Genomic DNA, 17,442 nt, shown 5'->3' with positions numbered 1-17,442 from the left:
GGTCAAATTCCTCTTGTCTGCTCCCCCGGCCGGCAGGTCGGAAGAGCGGTGTTCCATTTCAATTTAATGGGAATTGGCGCAAATATAGGCTGAACGCGGCGGAAACGCAAATGATCTTGCGAACCACCACAGCGCCCAGGTCCGGTCGGTCTTCTAGGATCCGACCGACATGACGATTTTACCAATGTGGCCAGAGCTTTCCATGCGCCGATGAGCTTCGGCAGCCTCACTCAACGGAAAGGTGGAATCGATCAAAGGTTTGATCTGGCCTGATTCGATCAATGGCCAAACCTTGGATCGGAGGCTATCGGCAATGGCAGTCTTAAACGCATCATCTCTCGGCCGTAGCGTTGTACCGGTGTGCGTCAGCCGTTTCACCATGAGGCGCGAGAAATTCACATCATGGGACACACCGTTCAGGGTCGCGATCTGACATATCCGGCCTTCAATGGCCGCAGCTTTCCAGTTCCGCTCAACATAATCTCCGCCAACCATATCCAGGATGACATCAACACCCTGTCCGCCAGTGACCTCAAGGATGACCTTTTCGAACGCCTGTTCCCGATAATTGATGACGTGATCCGCACCAAGGGCTTTCACCGCTTCGATCTTCTCTGATGAACCGACCGTGGTGAACACCTCAGCACCGAAGGCCTTGGCCAACTGAATGGCACATGTGCCAATTCCGGACGCCCCACCATGAACCAGAAAGCGCTCGCCCTCCCGTAGACCGCAACGGTCGAAAACGTTGGTCCATACAGTGAAGAATGTTTCCGGCAGCGCAGCCGCTTCCGGCACAGTCATACCAGCCGGCACCGGCAAGGCATGACCCGCTGGCACCTTACAATACTCCGCATAGCCCCCGCCCGGGCAAAGAGCTGTCACCTTGTCACCGACAGAGTGCCCATGAACGGCTGCCCCGACAGCAACCACTTCTCCGGCAACCTCAAGGCCTGGAAGGTCCGATGCGCCCTTCGGAGGCGGATAAGCGCCCATTCGCTGAAGGACATCGGGGCGGTTCACACCAGCAGCCTCAACACGGATCAGGATATCTCCGTCGCCCACGTCCGGCAGGGCGCGCTGTTCCAAAATGAGAACCTCAGGTCCACCTGGTTCTGAAATCGCAACAACTGTCATGGTGTCCGGCAAATTCTGCATATGGAACTGTCCTTATGATCCAAATTGGGACATACGGCTGCGCTTGTCCCGGTTCTATGGTAAATAATGGCCGAGTTTATGAGGATCAAACACGGGTGAGCAAGATTGCCATTCGCGTAGATCCGGCAGGAGATATGACATGGGCCTCTTTGACGATGATATCCCCAAAAAGCAGGAACCGAATGTGGTTACCGTTGGCGAAGATCTAAGCCGCTTGTCAGAGGACGAACTCCGGGACCGGATCGAGGCATTAACCGCGGAAGTTAACCGTACAAGAGAGGCGCTTGAGCAACGCAGCACTATTCGCAATGCTGCAGACGCATTCTTTCAGAAGTAACCTTGTAACTATCTGCAAAAGTTGTGAATTTATTCGAAATCGACAGCCTTTATCCTTAACGTCTTTAATAGATTTTTATTCATTTACCAATCATTAATCTTTCCAAATTATAAATTTATGCATCCAGTCATCTGGATAGGAGTGGTTCAGACCACTCTGTTTGACGCCTCCCTGTTAAAGACTTAGAGCCGCAACCGTGCGGCTCTTTTTTTTGCCGTTCGAGCGTAGTACTCTGCGGTAGTTCTGGTTAACGCGGCTCAAGTGACTGCATCTGGCACACGGATTGCTGTGTAAAAGGCACAAGGGCTCGCACTGTTCCAAATGTGCACACCTGACCAAAGGTGACACAAACGGGACAACAACCGCGGGCAACCAGAATAAGTAACCGAGGCGTAGTAAGCTCATGACGGAAGATATCAAGACAACGGACCGCTCTTCTGATGCCGTACACATCGCGCATCACCTGGCCAGCTCCGACAACTTCCAGACGCTTTTTCAGGAAGGCATGTCTCTGGTCGAAGAGACAGCGCTTTATCTTGATGGCGATGGGCGCGAAGAAGCCAAGAAGCTACCACGCCCAGCCTCGCTGGCTTATGCAACTGAATCCATGCGCCTGACAACGCGCCTTATGCAGCTGGCTTCCTGGCTGCTGCTACAACGCGCCGTCAACGAAGGCGAGATGTCCCGCGAACAAGCCGGTAGCGACAAGAACAAGGTCCGCCTAGACAAACTCAGCAGCGCAATGGGCGGCCCGGCCTGGGACGACCTGCCGGAAAGCTTACGCAATCTTGTAGAACGTTCGACCCGGCTGCAGGAGCGCGTCGTTCATCTCGACAAGATGCTCTACAGAGCCGAAGAAGCCGCACCGCAGGAAGAAGCGAACAACGACAACCCTGTGGCATCTCAGATCAACCAGCTGCACGCCGCCTTCGGCAAAATCGGCTGATAGATCGTCTTCAGGTTTCTCTTCTTTTAAGCCGCCCTCCGGGCGGCTTTTTTTGTAACCAGAACACAAGGCAACAAAAAACCCGGCCTTCCGGCCGGGTCTTAAACAGTCTCGCTGTTGGCTTGGATTTAAGAACCCAGGAACCCAGCAAACTTGTTCTTGAAGCGGGACACGCGGCCGCCGCGGTCCATCAACTGACGGTCACCACCGGTCCAAGCCGGGTGAGACGTCGGGTCGATGTCGAGCTGCAGGGTGTCGCCTTCCGCGCCATAAGTGGAGCGGGTGGTGAATTCGGTACCATCGGTCATTACGACCTTGATGGTGTGGTAGTCGGGATGGATATCCGCTTTCATGACCGGTCCTTTCTAGCGCCTTCAAGCTATCTTTGGTCAGAATGCTATGGAGCGCAAACTAAATAAAGGGCCGCCGATCCAGTTGCGGATGCCGCCCTTAGAAACATGAGGCGGGGATATACCCCAAGGCAGCGGACAAGACAAGACCGAATTTCCCGCAATTCCGGACATTTCCGGGAATCAAATCCACTACAGCATTTCAGCGCATAACTGGCTTTAGAAACCTCCGGTTAGACCAATACGGGATTGGCATACTGCACCCGTCCAATTAAGTAGGCGGAGACATAGTTTTGGAAGACCGGTTTTCGCAAGGCAACACATGACAACAAATGCCCCCTCTGACACCAGAAGGTCTTTGCGCCCATTGACCCGGTTGCTCCCGTACCTGTTGAAGCACAAAGGCATGGTACTAGCCGCACTCGCTGCTCTCTTCTCCGCCGCGATCATCACATTGGTTCTGCCCGCCGCCGTCCGGCGCATGATCGACTTTGGCTTTGGCGCTGATGATCCGGCGCTGGTCAACTCCTACTTCGCTGTGCTGATCGGGGTCGTGTGCGCCCTCGCCTGCGCCAGTTCTGTCCGGTACTTTCTTGTCATGTGGCTGGGAGAACGGGTCGTGGCCGAGGTCAGGGCCGATGTGTTTGCTCACATGACCCGGCTCAGCCCTTCATTTTACGACAGCGCAAAGTCGGGCGAAATCCTGTCCCGGCTGACTGCAGACACAACCCAGATCAAAGCAGCCTTTGGCGCAAGCGCATCCCTGGCAATGCGGAACACAATCATGTTCACCGGCGCCTCGGTGATGATGGTGGTAACCAGTCCGCGCTTGTCGGTCATTGTGCTCGCGGCGATCCCGGTCATCCTCATCCCGATCATCGGGTTTGGCCGGAAGGTCAGAAAGCGCTCCCGTTTTGCGCAAGATATGCTGGCAGACGCCTCAGCCTATGCCGGGGAGATGCTCGGATCAGTTAGGACATTGCAAGCTTTTACGCACGAAAGCCGCAGCTCCGGAATTTACCGCTCTGCCGTGGAAATGGCGTTTACTGCAGCCCGCCAGGCCATCACCGCCCGCGCCGCATTGACGGGATTTGCCATCCTCGTCATTGGCTCTTCCATCGTTGCCGTTCTCTGGATTGGCGCGAGTGACGTATTTGCCGGACGCATGACCGGCGGTGAACTTAGCCAGTTCCTTCTGTATTCAATTCTTGCTGCGGGCTCATTGGCCGCATTGTCCGAAGTCTGGGGCGAGCTGTCACAGGCAGCTGGTGCTGCCGAACGTCTCTCCGAACTTCTGGAGATCAGCCCGGAAATCCGGGCCCCGCTCAATCCCGTTCCCCTTCCCGATACGTTACGGGGTGAAATACGCTTTGAAGATGTGTCGTTTGCTTATCAGGCGGCGGACAATCTCCCAGTGGTGCAGGATTTAGCCTTGACCATTGCTCCGGGTGAGAAAGTTGCGGTTGTTGGCCCCTCGGGCGCCGGCAAAAGCACGCTTTTTAGTCTGCTGATGCGCTTTTATGACCCGACATCTGGTGCCATTCGAATGAATGGCGTGGAGCTGCGTGACCTCGATCCGGACGAACTTCGGCGCAATATTGCGCTAGTGCCTCAAGACACCGCAGTATTCGGCGCCAGCATTGCGGAGAACATTGCCTATGGCCTTCCAGATGCAACACGTGAGGACATCATCAAAGCGGCCACAGCCGCCCTTGCCTCCCCTTTCATCGAAACGATGACAAATGGCTACGACACACTGGTTGGCGAACGTGGCATCACTTTGTCGGGCGGACAACGCCAACGAATTGCCATTGCCCGTGCCGTATTGAAACAGGCACCAGTATTGTTGCTGGACGAAGCAACCAGCGCCCTGGACGCTGAAAGCGAACAACTTGTCCAACAGGCATTGGATCAGTTGATGGAAGGGCGGACAACCCTGATCATCGCACACCGGCTGGCTACGGTGCTGAAAGCAGACCGGATCGTTGTGATGGACGAAGGACGGATCGTTGAGACAGGCACCCATCAACAGTTGAGTGCAGCCGGAGGTCTTTACGCCAAACTTGCGGACTTGCAGTTTGGAAATGGAAAAGAGGCGGAAGCCGTCTAGCTTCCACCCCTTTTCATTCTGATCCAGTCAACGGGGTATAATCAGTCGTCTTCTGGAACGGTCACGGTGTAATTCAACGGCATCCGGCCACCGTCAGCAAAAATTGTCTGACCCGTGACGTAACCGGCATCTTCAGAAGCAAGGAAGGCCGCCACACCTGCAATTTCTGATGGCTCCCCGATACGCAGCATCGGCGTGCGGGACATGATCCGGTTTTTCGCAGCCGGGTCGCTGTTCACAGAGGCAAGCATCTCGGTCATGATCGAGCCGGGCCCGATCGCATTGACGCGGATGCCATACTTCGCAAGAGACAGAGCCGTCGTTTTGGTCAGCTGTGTCATCCCGCCTTTGGAGACGCAATATGGGATCTGGTTCGGGATCGCGACCACAGAGTTGATCGATGACATGTTGATTATACAGCCTGGATCACCGCCATTGTCGACCTTTTCAACCATGTGCCGGGCAACAGCCTGCGAACACAGGAAGGCCCCTTTCAGGTTGATCGACAGGACCTTGTCAAAGTCGTCTTCTTCCAGGTCAAGGAATTCGGCGCCGACAACAATGCCGGCATTGTTGACCAGAACATCAATGTCGCCATAGGCGTTCAGCGTTTCGGCAACCATGTTGCGGACGTCCAGCCGCTCCGCAACATTGCAATGGATGTACATGGCAGTGCCGAGGCCACTGAGATCTTCAACAGCCGCTTCGCCAGCCTCATCATCAACGTCGGCAATCACAACCTTTGCGCCGTCCATGACAAAACGCTTGGCAACAGCAAAACCGATACCTCGGGCTGCGCCAGTTACGATGGCGACTTTATTTTCTAAAGACACGGAAAACCTCACGGCTGTGCTAACAAAACACCGCCGCAAATGCGACGGGCCGCTTCGCGGCGGCCCGACCATAAGTCCGAAAATGACGTCTGTCGATGCCTCTGGCACACCTCCAGTTGCGTCACCTTTCCCGCTTATGCGGAAATCCCATGCGATTTCAGCGCATCGGTGATTTCATCAAGGATCGCCGGGTCATCAATCGTCGCCGGCATCTTGTACTCTTCGCCGTCGGCGATCTGACGCATCGTCCCGCGCAGGATCTTGCCAGACCGCGTCTTTGGCAATCGGTCAACCGTGATGGCGATCTTGAAGGCCGCAACAGGGCCGATTTTTTCGCGCACCAGCTTGATCAGTTCTTTTTCGATATCCGCATGCTCGCGATCGACACCGGCTTTCAGAACAACAAAGCCGCACGGCAACTGACCTTTCAGTTTGTCGGCTATCCCGATCACCGCACATTCAGCAACATCCTGATGGGTGGCAAGCACTTCTTCCATGCCGCCAGTCGATAAGCGGTGCCCAGCAACGTTGATGATGTCGTCAGTCCGCGCCATGATTGACAGATACCCGTCATCATCAATCACACCAGCATCCGCAGTCTTGTAGTACCCTGGGAATTCGGCCAGATACGCATCAAAGAAACGCTTGTCCGCATTCCAAAGGGTTGGCAGAGCGCCCGGAGGCAACGGCAGCTTTACAACGATGTTGCCGAGGGTGTTTGCTTCCAGAGGGTGTCCCGCATCATCCAGGATCTGGACGTCATATCCGGGCATGGGAACGGTGGGTGAGCCCGGCTTGACCGGAAGCGCCCCGAGCCCGAGCGGGTTGCCAACGATGCACCAACCCGTCTCTGTCTGCCACCAGTGGTCAATGACAGGCACCTGCAACTGATCAATCGCCCAGTTCACCGTCTCCGGATCGGCGCGCTCTCCTGCAAGGAACAAAGAGCGGTAGGTCGACAGATCGTATTTCTTGATCAGCTCACCGTTCGGGTCTTCCTTACGAATCGCGCGGAACGCAGTTGGTGCTGTGAAAAGTGACGCGACGCTGTGTTCAGAGATCACACGCCAGAAGGTACCTGCATCCGGCGTTCCCACAGGTTTGCCTTCAAAAACAATCGTGGTGCAGCCGTGAAGAAGCGGTGCGTACGCGATGTAACTGTGGCCGACGACCCACCCCACGTCTGACGCTGCCCAGAAAACTTCGCCGGGCTGAATGTCATAGAGGTTCGACATGGACCACTTGAGCGCGACCATATGACCGCCATTGTCACGGACGACACCCTTCGGCTGCCCGGTGGTGCCTGAAGTGTAGAGAATATAGAGCGGATCGGTCGCCTTGACCGGCACCGGCGGCACACGGCGGCCAGCGGCAACCGCATCTTCCATCAGCTTGCCAAGATCATGGTCCCTGCCCTCTACCAGCGAAGCAATCTCTGCCTCACGTTGATAAACGAACACACTGTCCGGCTTGTGTGTGGACAGCCCGATAGCGTCGTCGATCAGCGGCTTGTAGGAAATGACCCTTCCCGGCTCGATCCCGCAGGACGCTGCGATAATCGTTTTCGGGGTCGCATCATTGATCCGGGTGGCAAGTTCATTGGCCGCAAAGCCACCAAACACCACAGAGTGGATCACGCCGAGACGCGCGCACGCCAGCATCGCCATGACAGCTTGCGGGATCATCGGCATGTAGATGATTGCCCGATCTCCCTTCTCTAGTCCGTTGTCCTGAAGAACAGCCGCCAACGCCTCGACCTCTTCGAGCAGCTCAGCGTAGGTGTAGGTTGCTTTAGCTCCAGTGATCGGGCTGTCGTAGATCAGCGCCGGCTGGCCGGGTCGGCCGCGCTCTACATGACGGTCCAGGCAATTGTAGCAGGTGTTGCATTCCCAATCCGGAAACCAGCGGCCAAATTGACCTTGATCGGGATCGAAGACCTTGTCTGTCGTGCTAATCCAGTCAATCTCGGAAGCGGCATTTTTCCAAAACCCCATCGGATCGGAATGCCAGCCTTGATAAACGTCATGATACCGGCTTGCCATCGTCTTCCTCCCAAACAGCAGCACTCATCGATTTTCGCGAGTGTGTTGCAAGTATGGTTTGAAAAGCAAGTGTCACTGACTTAGCAATTCGATGAGCGGACCTTTACGTAATCCCTCCGTCGTGCTTGTTTGCAGCGCCTTTTCCCACGTCATAACAGTGATTTTTGATGCTTCTCATCACCGACCCCTGGTTCTATGCAGCTGCTGTCCCTGCCGTCATCTGCGTTGGCTTGTCAAAGGGAGGGTTCGGTGGAACGTTCGCCATGCTTGGGGTTCCCATCATGTCGTTGGTGATTTCGCCGCTTCAGGCAGCCGGGATCATGTTGCCGATCCTGCTGGTGATGGATGCCGTTGCGTTGATGGCATACAAAGGCAAAGCAGATCGGCGCAGCCTGGCTATTTTGCTTCCGGCAGCAATGGTCGGGATCGGGATCGGCTGGGGCACGGCTGCCTACGTGAATGATACATTCGTCACGCTGATGATCGGGGTGATCTCGCTGGCGTTTGTCGCCGACTATGTTTTCAAACGCAGAAAAGAGGCCGCAGCCCTTGGCCACAACATACCGAAAGGGTCTTTCTGGGGAGCAGTCGCGGGATTTACCAGTTTCATCAGTCACACCGGTGGCCCGCCATTTCAGATGTATACGCTGCCTCTGAAACTCGCACCGATGCTGTTTGCAGGGACGGCAGTGATCTTCTTTGCCACCGTGAACGCGGTAAAGGTCATTCCCTATTTCTTTCTGGGGCAATTTGATACGACGAACCTCACGACATCGGCGGTGCTGTTCCCGGTTGCACTTGTTGCCACGCTGGCCGGTGTGCGGCTTGTCCGCATCATCAAGGCAGAAACGTTCTACACCATCATCTATGTCGTCATGGGCCTAATCGGCGCAAAACTGACCTACGATGGTCTCACCGGACTGCTTGCCTGACCGAAGTACCACAAACGTCCTTTGTTGCATTGCTCCCAAAGACTTTTCCGGCTTTGATACCGGGCAAAGACGATTGGGAGGAAAATCATGGACGCGACAGTTAGCCCCTTTGCCAAAGGACTGGACAAGACTGACGCTAACTATGCAGCGCTGAGCCCGCTAAGCTTCTTGGCGCGGGCCGCAGATGTGTTTCCAGATCACACCGCGATCATTCATGGCAAACAGCGGACAGATTATCGGACATTCTACAAGCGCTCGAAACAACTGGCATCCGCACTGAGCAAACACGGCATTGGTAAGGAAGACACCGTCAGCGTAATGCTATCGAATGTCCCGCCAATGCTTGAGGCTCACTATGGTGTGCCGATGACGAAAGCTGTCTTGCACTCCCTCAACACACGGCTTGATGCAGCGATCATTGCGTTCCAGCTCGATCACGCCAACTGCAAGGTGCTGATTACGGATCGCGAATATGCGCCCGTGATCAAGGAAGCCCTCCAACTGGCCACCGTCAAACCGACCGTGATCGATTATTCAGACCCCGAATTCCCGCAGGATGGCGAGCGTTTGGGGTCACTGGATTATGAAGATTTCCTTCAATCCGGGGATCCGGATTTCAGCTGGTCCCTCCCCGATGATGAATGGGATGCCATCACGCTGAACTACACATCCGGCACCACAGGAAATCCCAAAGGTGTCGTGTACCACCACCGCGGCGCTTATCTGCTGGCCCAAGCAAACGTGATCACCGCTTCGATGGCCAAGCATCCTGTCTATCTTTGGACATTGCCCATGTTCCATTGCAATGGCTGGTGCTTTCCCTGGTCCCTATCCGTTGTCGCCGGAACGCATGTGTGTTTGCGCTGGGTCCGGCCAAAAGCCATGTGGGATCTGATCGCAGATGAAGGCGTGACCCACCTGTGCGGTGCACCGATTATCATGTCGACACTGCTCAATGCTGGCGATGACAAGCGGGATCTGGACCGGGAGGTCGAGTTCTTCACCGCCGCAGCGCCGCCGCCGGAAAGCGTTCTGGCAGCGATGAAAACCGCTGGGTTCAACGTGACCCATCTCTATGGATTGACCGAGGTCTACGGCCCAGCGGTGGTCAATGACTGGAAGGGTGAATGGGATTCGCTGCCTCTGGAACAACAAGCTCAAAAGAAAGCGCGGCAAGGTGTTCGCTACGTTGCGCTGGAAGATCTGACGGTTCTCAACCCGGAGACCATGGAATCGGTTCCCGCCGATGGGCAGACCATTGGGGAGGTAATGTTCCGCGGCAATGTCGTGATGAAAGGGTATCTGAAAAACCCGGAGGCGACGGATGAAGCCTTTAAGGGGGGCTGGTTCCATTCCGGCGATCTCGGTGTGATGCACCCGGACGGCTATATTCAATTGAAGGACCGGTCCAAGGACATCATTATTTCAGGCGGGGAAAACATCTCCTCCATCGAGGTCGAAGATGTCCTTTACAAACACCCGGACGTTCAGGCCGCGGCAGTCGTTGCCCGTCCGGACGAAAAATGGGGCGAGACCCCTTGCGCCTTCGTTGAGCTGAAGCCTGGTTCGGATACAACGGAGACCGAGCTGATGGCCTTCTGCAAAGAACATCTGGCAAGCTTCAAATCTCCGAAGACGATTGTCTTCTGCGACCTGCCTAAAACATCGACCGGGAAAATCCAGAAGTTTGCCCTCCGGGAACAAGCCAAAGCCCTCTAAGAAGTTCATCTCCATGAATAAAAAACGCCGCGCAGATGGCGCGGCGTTGAATTTCCCAAAGTCCGTGCGATCAGTGGATCGTCACATCTTTTCGTATTCGCTCAATCTCATCCTTGATCTTGAGTTTTTGCCGTTTCATGTCAGCCAATTTCAGGGAGTCCGTACTCGGATGTAACAGAGCGTCTTCGATCTTGCGTTCCATTTCCGCATGGCGGCGCTCAAGTTCTGCGAGATGTGACTGCATTGACATGGATAAACCTCCTGTCTGTTGGCTCAACGAAAGCATCGTGCCACACATTTTCAGGCGTTGTCGATTGCAGATTCTGCATACCGGGACCATTTTGCCGTCGTAGAATGGGTTCTCGCCACTATCCTTTAGAATTCCTAAATTCCGGCACATACTTAAGACACTAAAAACTATCGGTTTTTGATCATGACAGATTTGCCATCTCATAAATTACGGCACACAGGAAAAAGTAGTTCCAAGGGCCCGGGGCCAATCCTTCGGTGAATAAACAGCAAAAACTTATGCTGTCTTGCCCGTACACCCAAAAATGGACTAGGACTAGGAACCGGTTCTGGGGGATTGAAGGCACGAATGGATACTGAGGCTTTGCGGGTGGAGCTTGCGCAGCTCCGTCAGGAACACAGGGATCTCGACGTCGCCGTAGAGGCATTGGCGGCAACGTCCAATCACGACGCTCTTCAATTGCAGCGCTTGAAGAAAAAGAAACTGTTGATCAAGGACCGGATCATGGTTTTGGAAGATCAGCTGCGCCCCGACATTATTGCGTGATCTCGACCCGTCAGTGCCAAACAGCCCTGCGTGACAGAGCTCCCTGATGTTTCGTCTGCATTGATGCTTGCGAAGCAGCGCTCCGTGCCTATACTCCGCGGCTCTTCCGGCCTCCCACAACACTTGGAGTAGAGAATGGCGCAGGCAGACGTTGCAATTATTATGGGCAGTCAGTCCGACTGGCCGACCATGAAACACGCTGCCGATACGCTTGCCGAGCTTGGCATCTCCTTCGAAGCGCGCATTGTTTCCGCGCACCGGACGCCAGACCGCATGTATGAGTTTGCCAAGGGCGCCAAGGCCGAAGGTTTCAAGGTTATCATCGCTGGCGCCGGCGGTGCGGCTCACCTGCCCGGCATGACCGCAGCTTTAACACCTCTGCCCGTTTTCGGTGTTCCGGTTGAAAGCCGCGCGCTTTCCGGGGAGGATAGCCTCCTGTCGATCGTACAGATGCCCGGCGGCATCCCGGTTGGCACATTGGCAATCGGCAAGGCCGGAGCGACCAACGCAGCATTGTTGGCAGGCGCGGTCCTGGCCCTCAACAATTCTGATATCGAAGAAGCTCTCGACACGTACCGGGCCGGGCGTACTGCCGCAGTCGCAGAATACCCAGTCGACGACACCAATTAATCACCAGACGCAGGATAGGCCGCCATGAGCGCTTCCATTCGCCTTCAACCCGGTGACACGATCGGAATTCTTGGCGGCGGCCAGTTGGGCCGCATGCTGGCTCAGTCGGCTGCCAGCATGGGCCTCAAAACACACATTTTCTGTCCTGACCAGAACAGCCCTGCGTTTGATGTCAGCGCCCAACACACGATCGCAGCTTATGAGGACACAGCTGCGCTGGAAGCATTTGCGAACGCCGTGTCCGTTGTGACCTATGAGTTTGAAAATGTCCCCGGCCCAACCGCGCAGTATCTTACAAGCAAGGTCCCGGTTCGCCCTGGCGTGCGTGCTCTTGAAGTTTCCCAGGATCGCCTGTTTGAGAAAGAGTTTCTGAAAAATTCAGGTGTGGCGATTGCTGACTTTGCAGAAATCACCTCGCAAGCGGATGTCGAAACAGCCGTTCAAGACTTTGGCGGCCAAGGCGTCTTGAAAACCAGGCGGTTCGGATATGACGGTAAAGGCCAGACCATGATCCGTTTGCCTCAGGACATTGGCGGTGCATTCGAACGGATCGGCAACGCTCCTGCGGTTCTAGAAGCCCTCATTGGCTTTGACTGTGAAGTCTCGGTGATCGTCGCACGAGACTTGGACGGCAACAGTGCAAGTTATGACATTGCCCGAAACCATCACGAAAACCACATTCTGAAGACATCAACGGTTCCGGCTGGCGTTTCTAAGCAAACGCTGACGGCAGCCCGGCAAATGGCCGAACGGATCGTTTCAAGTCTCGACTATGTTGGCGTGATGGGGGTTGAGATGTTCCTTGTTCGCAACGGCGATACCGAAGAGCTTTTGGTCAACGAGATCGCGCCGCGCGTTCACAATTCGGGTCATTGGACCCAGGACGCGTGTTTGACGTCCCAGTTTGATCAACACATTCGTGCGGTTGCCGGTTGGCCGCTCGGTCCGGCAGACCGGCATTCTGATGCCGTCATGGAAAATCTTATCGGGCGCGATGCAGAAGACTGGCACGCCATCCTGAAAGATCCGGCGGCTCAACTGCACCTTTATGGCAAGGCCGAAATCAGGGATGGCCGCAAGATGGGGCATGTGAACCGGATCTCTCCAAAGACCCGCTGATCAATTGCGCTGAAGCAATCCGAGTCTTTCCCTGTGGGCAAAGCGGACGTTGGACAAGATCGCGACCGACAAGAGACCGCCAGCAAGACCGCACCAGACGCCGACACCGCCCCAGCCGGCCAAAAATCCGAGGCCAAGCGAGAGGCTGATCCCGACGATCCAGTAGCCGAAAAGGGCATAAAATAGCGGGATCGTGGTGTCGCCCAGGCCACGCAGGTTGTTGACGCCTATGATCTGACCGCCGTCGGCCAGCTGGAAGAGTGCCGCAACGAGAAGGAACGACACGCCGTAGGCAAGCACCTCTTGCGACTGCGGGTCGCTGAGGTCCAGATAAAACCCGACAAGCGTCTCCGGCACGGTCCAGAACAATACCGCAAACGCCCCCATAAAGGTCATCGTCACGCCGAGCGCCGTCCACCCGGCACGGCCAACACCTTCTTTGTCGCCGCGCCCATCAGCCAAGCTCACCCGGGTCATTGCAGCAACAGACAAGCCAACTGGGACCATGAACGTCAGGGAAGCGATCTGCAACGCGATGCCATGACCGGCAAGCGGTATTGTACCCAGCCATCCGATCATGATTGCAGATGCAGTGAACAATGATCCTTCAGCCACAATCGTGACCGCGATTGGCGTTCCCAACCGAACGATCTGGAAGAAAACGGGCCAGTCCGACCGCCAAATTCGGCCGAGGATGTGATACCGCCGCAGCCTCGGATGATAGAGCGCGTAAAAGAGTAGAAACAGGAACGTTGTCGTTGCGCTGAAAACGGAGGCAATACCCGCACCTATCAATTCCAAACGCGGAAAGCCGAACTCTCCAAAGATCAGAACATAATCAAGGGCCGCATTGACCAAGGCTCCGGCAATCGTTGCCCACAGGACGACTTGTGTACGTTCCATCACGGTCAAGAAGCCGCGAACAGCCATGATCAGAAGCGCCGGCAACATGGTCCATTGCAAGACGCCCATATAAATGCCAGCGAGCCGGGCAAGTTCCGGATCCTGACCGAAGAGCAGGAGCAATTCTTCAGTAAAAAAAAGAAGCACCCAGATCGGCAGGCAGTACAAAACCGAAACCCAAAATCCCATCCGGACCGCGCGGCGAAGATCCCGCGGTTGCCTCCGCCCCCGGGCACGGGCTGCGAGGGGAATCACCGCCTGAAGGAGCCCCATGCCGAAAAACCAGAGCAGCATGTAAATATTGAATGCCAATACCGACGCGGCCAGCTCTTCGGCGCCCAAACGGCCGATCATCAATACATCGGTTGTGTTGATAGCCATTTGCGCCAACTGCGCACCGGCCAAGGGCAACCCAAGCGAAAGGGTTGGCAGAATATCGCTCTGCCACAAGGATTGTTTTGTCGTCGAATCAGGAGCCCCTGCAGCGCGCTGCGCCATTCGTCACTCCAAAGTATGGGCGGGAATTGAAAAACCACCTCTACTCGTCTAACTCACCGGTGTCCACCACGTTTCCGCCCTTGCCGGGGCGCTTGGAAATGACCAAATCACGGATTTGAGCCATTTCTTTTTCAAATCACTGTGGACTCAATCCCCGGCCTCTGGTAAACACCCGGCTCAAAGTGAGCGACGCGTCAGCGGCGATCCGGTTTCTGTACACTAGTGGATGCACTCTTGCGTTGACTGCATGTTGTTCAGAGCAGTCTCAAGATCGTTTGACGAAACCTCGCTTCAATCATGGTCTTAATTCGCTGCGGAATTGACCGTAGCATATTAAAAACGGGAAAAAACGCGTGCAGGTTCTGGTTCGCGACAACAATGTCGATCAAGCGCTGAAGGCGCTCAAGAAAAAGATGCAGCGCGAAGGCATCTTCCGTGAAATGAAGCTTCGCGGTCACTTCGAAAAGCCGTCTGAGAAAAAAGCGCGCGAGAAAGCTGAAGCTATCCGCCGCGCACGCAAGCTGGCTCGCAAGCGGGCGCAGCGCGAAGGTCTTCTGCCGGGCAAATCCGCTCGCCGCTAATACCGGCTTGAGCGTGCTGCTGGCAGCAAGCTTTCTGCACATGATATCTGCCGAGAGGCCGGCCGTGAGATCGGTCGGCTTTTTGGCGTTTGTCGGGGATACCCGCTCCGCCGTGGATGGCAGCGGACTTAAAAGCCATATTACCGCCTAATTGGAGGCAGATTAACGGCATGTCCATTGGCTTCACTGAAATGAGTTCCATGCGCCGGATCAGAAGATTTCTGCCACACGCCGCCCTTTTGGGGATGGTTACGCTCTTGGGCGCCTGCCAGGGCAGTGGAGTGTATCAAGGCGTGCCGGTGAACTCGTCTGCCGGGTCTTCGACGAACATTGCCTCCCTGACATCTGTGATTGAAGCCAATCCGTCCGATGCCAACGCTTACAGCACACGTGGCATTGCCTACGGCCAGGCGGGGAAACTCGATAACGCGATCGAAGATTTCAATCGCGCCCTACAGCTTAATCCGCAGTCCTACCAGACCTATGCCAACCGCGCTCTGGTGTACCGCCGGATGGGCCAGAACGATCTGGCCATTTCCGACTACACGCGGGCGATCAACATCAAGCCGGACTATGACGTCGCTTATGTCGGCCGCGGGAACATCTACCGTCAGCAGGGCAACTTTACAGCGGCTTTGAACGACTTCAACTCCGTGATTTCACGAGACAGCAGTGATGCTCGAGCGTTCTATAACCGCGGGCTAATCTATCAGGCACAGAACCAGAACCCGCGCGCCATCGAAGATTTCGCAACAGCGATCGGCCTTAACCCGAAAGCCAGCGCGCCTTACATTGCCCGGGGCATTTCCTATCTCGCTGTCAACGATCCGAATGCAGCGTTCTCTGACTTGTCCATGGCGGTCAATCTGGACCGCGATTCGTCCGTTGCCTGGGCAAACCGGGGGCTTGCCTTGGAGATGCTTGATAAGCCAAAGGATGCGCGGCGCAATTTCACCCGGGCCATGACCCTTGACAATTCGAACCAGGTCGCGCGGGACGGACTCCGTCGGGTTGGCGGCGCATAACCGGCCGACGCATCTTAGCTCCTATCTGATTGACCGGTCTCAAGGCGATCAATTGCAGAAACAATAGAGTGCCACCGTCTCCAATAGAATTCGGAGCGGTCAATGGCTATCGCAAAACGTATCGTGATTCTGGACGGGCACCCGGACCCTGCCCCCAACCATCTGTGCCACGCCCTTTCGGAAAGCTATCGAAACGGCGCTGTCGAAGCTGGTCACGATGCAACGTTAATTCGGATCGCCGATCTGGATTTCCCGATCCTCCAGACACCGTCCGACTTTCAAAAACAGCCGACACCAGTCCCCTTGCATCCTGCTAGAGACCTCCTCCTGGCTGCGGACCATGTTGTGCTGGTTTATCCCCTGTGGCTCGGCACGTTGCCAGCCTACACGAAAGCCTTCCTGGAGCAGATATTCCATTACGACACCGCCTTTGAGAGCGGTGCGGATGACGCTTGGCCTAAAGGGAAAATGAAAGGAAAGTCGGCACGAATTGTCGTGACGATGGGGATGCCCTCGCTCTTCTACCGCCTGTGGTACCGGGCCCATAGTTTGAAAAGCCTGGAGCGTAATATCTTTCGCTTCATCGGATTTTCGCACGTCAGGTCAACGCTATTCGGAATGGTTGAAGCTGCAGACGACACCAAAATCTCGAGCTGGAAACGAAAAATGAGGACCCTCGGACAAAAAGCTGCCTAGGGTATTTTGGAGTTCAAAACTCGCAGAAAGCGTCGAACGTGACACGCTCTCCGCCGGTTGGGTGATGCAAGGTCAAACTTTCTGCATGCAAGCGCAAACGCGGCGAAACTGAAAGCGCATCGCCAGTCGCATAAAACCGGTCACCAACAATCGGATGGCCGAGTGACAGCATGTGAACACGCAGCTGATGAGATCGGCCTGTAAACGGGAAAAGCCGAACACGCGTGGTCCGCTCGTTCCGCGCAATCACCTGCCATCTGGTCAAAGCCGGCTTGCCGTGTTCAAAGCTCACCATTTGCTTTGGGCGGTTCGGCCAGTCACAGATAAGCGGCAGATCGATTTCTCCAGCATCCTTCTCAATCTGACCCCAGACCTCTGCCACGTAGGTCTTTTCCGTTTTTCGCCGCTCAAACTGAAGACCAAGGTGTCGGTGAGCCTGAGCATTCATGGCCAGCACCATGACACCGGAGGTATCCATATCCAGCCGATGGACGATCCGCGCCTCTGCATAGGTTTGCTGCGCGCGGGCCTCGATGCAATCAGAATGCTCCAGGGCCTTACCTGGGACACTCAGCAGTCCGCTTGGCTTATCAACCACCAAAAGATCCGCATCCACGTGGAGAACGGTCAAAAACGGCTCTCTCGGCGGATCGTAGACAAAAGAAGCTGGGGCGGATTGGTTCATGCCCGGCTTATAACGGGTTTTGCCAAAAACAAAAGGCGCGGCAAGTGCCGCGCCTTTCAGACCCCAAACCAGGTGGAACCGA

The 17,442-nt window shown here is 55.5% G+C and carries 18 protein-coding genes; 11 read left to right on the top strand and 7 right to left on the bottom strand.

The window, feature by feature from the left end:
- Nucleotides 1-153 precede the first annotated feature (153 nt).
- Nucleotides 154-1,158: an NAD(P)H-quinone oxidoreductase gene (locus ACQY4Z_RS15070; protein WP_428522546.1), complete on the bottom strand. Its 1,005-nt coding sequence runs from the start codon at nt 1,156-1,158 to the stop codon at nt 154-156.
- A gap of 139 nt (nt 1,159-1,297) precedes the next feature.
- Between ACQY4Z_RS15070 and ACQY4Z_RS15065 the strand changes: the two genes are divergently transcribed.
- Together ACQY4Z_RS15065 and ACQY4Z_RS15060 are read left to right on the top strand one after the other, a co-directional pair.
- Entirely contained in the window at nt 1,298-1,495 is a 198-nt protein-coding gene (locus tag ACQY4Z_RS15065) for a DUF1192 domain-containing protein (protein ID WP_428522544.1), read from the top strand.
- A 403-nt stretch (nt 1,496-1,898) separates the two neighbouring features.
- The gene (locus ACQY4Z_RS15060) at nt 1,899-2,441 is read left to right on the top strand and encodes a DUF1465 family protein (RefSeq protein ID WP_428522542.1); all 543 of its coding nucleotides are present in this window, start codon (nt 1,899-1,901) and stop codon (nt 2,439-2,441) included.
- Nucleotides 2,442-2,569: 128 nt separating this feature from the next.
- Here ACQY4Z_RS15060 and rpmE read toward each other — a convergent pair whose 3' ends face one another.
- Nucleotides 2,570-2,794: a 50S ribosomal protein L31 gene (gene rpmE, locus ACQY4Z_RS15055; protein ID WP_008196026.1), complete on the bottom strand. Its 225-nt coding sequence runs from the start codon at nt 2,792-2,794 to the stop codon at nt 2,570-2,572.
- A gap of 319 nt (nt 2,795-3,113) precedes the next feature.
- On the opposite strand from rpmE, the gene ACQY4Z_RS15050 reads away from it, so the two are divergent.
- Nucleotides 3,114-4,901 (top strand): ABC transporter transmembrane domain-containing protein, encoded by a 1,788-nt coding sequence (locus ACQY4Z_RS15050; RefSeq protein ID WP_428522540.1) that lies wholly within the window; start codon nt 3,114-3,116, stop codon nt 4,899-4,901.
- Nucleotides 4,902-4,942: 41 nt separating this feature from the next.
- Here the strand turns inward: ACQY4Z_RS15050 and ACQY4Z_RS15045 are convergent, their stop codons facing one another.
- Together ACQY4Z_RS15045 and ACQY4Z_RS15040 are read right to left on the bottom strand one after the other, a co-directional pair.
- A complete protein-coding gene (locus ACQY4Z_RS15045) occupies nt 4,943-5,734 on the bottom strand; it encodes an SDR family NAD(P)-dependent oxidoreductase (protein WP_428522538.1) in 792 nt (263 codons plus the stop codon).
- A 134-nt stretch (nt 5,735-5,868) separates the two neighbouring features.
- Nucleotides 5,869-7,776, bottom strand: coding sequence for a propionyl-CoA synthetase (locus tag ACQY4Z_RS15040; RefSeq protein WP_306147809.1), 1,908 nt, complete (start codon nt 7,774-7,776; stop codon nt 5,869-5,871).
- A gap of 167 nt (nt 7,777-7,943) precedes the next feature.
- Here ACQY4Z_RS15040 and ACQY4Z_RS15035 point away from each other — a divergent pair, with 167 nt between their 5' ends.
- Together ACQY4Z_RS15035 and ACQY4Z_RS15030 are read left to right on the top strand one after the other, a co-directional pair.
- The gene (locus tag ACQY4Z_RS15035; protein WP_428522536.1) at nt 7,944-8,708 is read left to right on the top strand and encodes a sulfite exporter TauE/SafE family protein; all 765 of its coding nucleotides are present in this window, start codon (nt 7,944-7,946) and stop codon (nt 8,706-8,708) included.
- Between the two features lie 87 nt (nt 8,709-8,795).
- Entirely contained in the window at nt 8,796-10,427 is a 1,632-nt protein-coding gene (locus ACQY4Z_RS15030; protein WP_428522534.1) for an acyl-CoA synthetase, read from the top strand.
- A gap of 70 nt (nt 10,428-10,497) precedes the next feature.
- On the opposite strand, the gene ACQY4Z_RS15025 is transcribed toward ACQY4Z_RS15030, so the two are convergent.
- The gene (locus ACQY4Z_RS15025) at nt 10,498-10,677 is read right to left on the bottom strand and encodes a YdcH family protein (protein ID WP_133951387.1); all 180 of its coding nucleotides are present in this window, start codon (nt 10,675-10,677) and stop codon (nt 10,498-10,500) included.
- A 348-nt stretch (nt 10,678-11,025) separates the two neighbouring features.
- On the opposite strand from ACQY4Z_RS15025, the gene ACQY4Z_RS15020 reads away from it, so the two are divergent.
- From ACQY4Z_RS15020 to ACQY4Z_RS15010, 3 genes are all read left to right on the top strand, one after another.
- On the top strand, nt 11,026-11,223 hold the full coding sequence (locus ACQY4Z_RS15020; RefSeq protein ID WP_428522531.1) for a YdcH family protein: 198 nt from the start codon (nt 11,026-11,028) through the stop codon (nt 11,221-11,223).
- Nucleotides 11,224-11,358: 135 nt separating this feature from the next.
- On the top strand, nt 11,359-11,853 hold the full coding sequence (gene purE / locus ACQY4Z_RS15015) for a 5-(carboxyamino)imidazole ribonucleotide mutase (RefSeq protein WP_209179864.1): 495 nt from the start codon (nt 11,359-11,361) through the stop codon (nt 11,851-11,853).
- Between the two features lie 24 nt (nt 11,854-11,877).
- Complete coding sequence (locus ACQY4Z_RS15010; protein WP_428522529.1) at nt 11,878-12,972, top strand: 5-(carboxyamino)imidazole ribonucleotide synthase; 1,095 nt, start codon at nt 11,878-11,880, stop codon at nt 12,970-12,972.
- Here the strand turns inward: ACQY4Z_RS15010 and ACQY4Z_RS15005 are convergent, their stop codons facing one another.
- Nucleotides 12,973-14,373, bottom strand: a complete 1,401-nt coding sequence (locus tag ACQY4Z_RS15005; protein WP_428522527.1) for an MATE family efflux transporter — start codon at nt 14,371-14,373, stop codon at nt 12,973-12,975.
- 353 nt (nt 14,374-14,726) lie between these two features.
- Between ACQY4Z_RS15005 and rpsU the strand changes: the two genes are divergently transcribed.
- The 3 genes from rpsU to ACQY4Z_RS14990 all read left to right on the top strand — a co-directional run bounded on the left by rpsU (nt 14,727) and on the right by ACQY4Z_RS14990 (nt 16,675).
- Entirely contained in the window at nt 14,727-14,954 is a 228-nt protein-coding gene (rpsU, locus tag ACQY4Z_RS15000) for a 30S ribosomal protein S21 (protein ID WP_008188883.1), read from the top strand.
- A 170-nt stretch (nt 14,955-15,124) separates the two neighbouring features.
- Nucleotides 15,125-15,979 (top strand): tetratricopeptide repeat protein, encoded by an 855-nt coding sequence (locus ACQY4Z_RS14995; protein WP_409694397.1) that lies wholly within the window; start codon nt 15,125-15,127, stop codon nt 15,977-15,979.
- A 102-nt stretch (nt 15,980-16,081) separates the two neighbouring features.
- Nucleotides 16,082-16,675, top strand: coding sequence for an NAD(P)H-dependent oxidoreductase (locus ACQY4Z_RS14990; protein ID WP_428522524.1), 594 nt, complete (start codon nt 16,082-16,084; stop codon nt 16,673-16,675).
- A gap of 13 nt (nt 16,676-16,688) precedes the next feature.
- Here the strand turns inward: ACQY4Z_RS14990 and ACQY4Z_RS14985 are convergent, their stop codons facing one another.
- Nucleotides 16,689-17,360: an RluA family pseudouridine synthase gene (locus tag ACQY4Z_RS14985; protein WP_420339712.1), complete on the bottom strand. Its 672-nt coding sequence runs from the start codon at nt 17,358-17,360 to the stop codon at nt 16,689-16,691.
- Nucleotides 17,361-17,442: the final 82 nt, after the last annotated feature.

It is taken from the genome of Roseibium sp. (genome assembly GCF_965276855.1).
GTDB lineage: Bacteria > Pseudomonadota > Alphaproteobacteria > Rhizobiales > Stappiaceae > Roseibium.
The sequence above is the reverse complement of the archived record's forward strand: the minus strand, read 5'-3'. Positions and strand labels throughout refer to the sequence as shown.

Coding starts and splice junctions, on each gene's coding strand:
- ACQY4Z_RS15070 (WP_428522546.1), bottom strand. CDS start 1,158: ATGCAGAATTTGCCGGACACCATGACAGTTGTTGCGATTTCAGAACCA.
- ACQY4Z_RS15065 (WP_428522544.1), top strand. CDS start 1,298: ATGGGCCTCTTTGACGATGATATCCCCAAAAAGCAGGAACCGAATGTG.
- ACQY4Z_RS15060 (WP_428522542.1), top strand. CDS start 1,899: ATGACGGAAGATATCAAGACAACGGACCGCTCTTCTGATGCCGTACAC.
- rpmE (WP_008196026.1), bottom strand. CDS start 2,794: ATGAAAGCGGATATCCATCCCGACTACCACACCATCAAGGTCGTAATG.
- ACQY4Z_RS15050 (WP_428522540.1), top strand. CDS start 3,114: ATGACAACAAATGCCCCCTCTGACACCAGAAGGTCTTTGCGCCCATTG.
- ACQY4Z_RS15040 (WP_306147809.1), bottom strand. CDS start 7,776: ATGGCAAGCCGGTATCATGACGTTTATCAAGGCTGGCATTCCGATCCG.
- ACQY4Z_RS15035 (WP_428522536.1), top strand. CDS start 7,944: ATGCTTCTCATCACCGACCCCTGGTTCTATGCAGCTGCTGTCCCTGCC.
- ACQY4Z_RS15030 (WP_428522534.1), top strand. CDS start 8,796: ATGGACGCGACAGTTAGCCCCTTTGCCAAAGGACTGGACAAGACTGAC.
- ACQY4Z_RS15025 (WP_133951387.1), bottom strand. CDS start 10,677: ATGTCAATGCAGTCACATCTCGCAGAACTTGAGCGCCGCCATGCGGAA.
- ACQY4Z_RS15020 (WP_428522531.1), top strand. CDS start 11,026: ATGGATACTGAGGCTTTGCGGGTGGAGCTTGCGCAGCTCCGTCAGGAA.
- purE (WP_209179864.1), top strand. CDS start 11,359: ATGGCGCAGGCAGACGTTGCAATTATTATGGGCAGTCAGTCCGACTGG.
- ACQY4Z_RS15010 (WP_428522529.1), top strand. CDS start 11,878: ATGAGCGCTTCCATTCGCCTTCAACCCGGTGACACGATCGGAATTCTT.
- ACQY4Z_RS15005 (WP_428522527.1), bottom strand. CDS start 14,373: ATGGCGCAGCGCGCTGCAGGGGCTCCTGATTCGACGACAAAACAATCC.
- ACQY4Z_RS14995 (WP_409694397.1), top strand. CDS start 15,125: ATGTCCATTGGCTTCACTGAAATGAGTTCCATGCGCCGGATCAGAAGA.
- ACQY4Z_RS14990 (WP_428522524.1), top strand. CDS start 16,082: ATGGCTATCGCAAAACGTATCGTGATTCTGGACGGGCACCCGGACCCT.
- ACQY4Z_RS14985 (WP_420339712.1), bottom strand. CDS start 17,360: ATGAACCAATCCGCCCCAGCTTCTTTTGTCTACGATCCGCCGAGAGAG.